This window comes from Bacillus sp. LR--39, from assembly GCF_053613335.1.
On the sequence record NZ_JBSIOT010000242.1, the window covers coordinates 1 to 1215 of the forward strand.

Below are 1215 nucleotides of genomic sequence, written 5' to 3' on the forward strand. Positions count from 1 at the left end.
TCAATATTAATTTTATCTTTTTTAATAAAAATTTATTTTTCAAATATTTCAGTTATAATGGTTTGGAACAGATAGGAGGGGCAAAGATGTATCAATCAAAGAAGGTTTTATTGTTAGGTTCAGGTGAGTTAGGTAAAGAGGTAGTGATTGAAGCCCAGCGTCTTGGGGTACAGACGGTGGCAGTTGACAGTTACGAGCATGCTCCGGCGATGCAGGTTGCGCATAATAGCTATGTCGTTGATATGCTGGATCACGAGCAGATCAGAGCCATCATTGAGAAAGAAAAGCCGGATTTGATTGTGCCTGAGGTGGAGGCGATCGCGACGGATGAATTGCTGAAGCTTGAAGAGGAAGGATTTCACGTCATCCCGAATGCCCGTGCGGCCAAGCTGACGATGGATCGGGAAGGCATCAGACGGCTTGCGGCAGAAACGCTTGGACTTGCGACGGCTGGCTATGAATTTGCGAATACATATGATGAATTTATACAAGCGGCAGCACAGATCGGTTTTCCTTGTGTCGTTAAACCATTGATGAGTTCTTCTGGAAAAGGCCAAAGTATCTGCCGCTCTGAAGCGGATTTAGAGAGCTGCTGGGAGACGGCGATGGAAGGCGGACGGGTGAAAAACGGCCGCGTGATCGTTGAGGAGTTTATCCCATTCGAATCAGAAATCACACTCTTAACCGTACGTGCGGTTAACGGTACGGCATTTTGCGAGCCGATCGGTCATGTGCAAAAGGACGGGGATTATATCGAATCATGGCAGCCGCATGATATGACAGAGCAGCAAATAGAAGAAGCGAAGCATATTGCGAAAACGATCACGGATGAGCTTGGGGGATACGGCCTGTTTGGTGTTGAGCTGTTTCTTGCGAAAGATAGGGTATATTTCAGTGAGGTATCTCCCCGTCCGCATGATACGGGTCTTGTCACGCTGGTAACGCAAAATTTGTCAGAATTTGCACTGCATGTCCGAGCGATTCTCGGCTTTCCGATTACAGAAATCACACAGCTTTCTCCTGGCGCCAGCAGGCCCCTCAAAGCGCCGAAAGAATTAGCGGATTACACTGTTGAAGGATTGGAAAATGCACTGGCAGTCCCAAAGACTCAAGTGCGCGTCTTTGGAAAGCCGATAACGAAAACCGGACGTCGGATGGCAGTTGCGCTTTCTGCTGCTGATTCAGTTGAAACGGCAAGAGAGAATGCAAAGAAAG

1 protein-coding gene is annotated in these 1215 nt (G+C 47.6%); it reads left to right on the forward strand.

Annotated features, from left to right (window positions below; translation table 11 throughout):
- Window positions 1-86 precede the first annotated feature (86 nt).
- Window positions 87-1215: phosphoribosylglycinamide formyltransferase 2 (gene purT, locus ACWHAR_RS22160; protein ID WP_452087840.1), on the forward strand; the 1129-nt coding region annotated here is incomplete at its 3' end.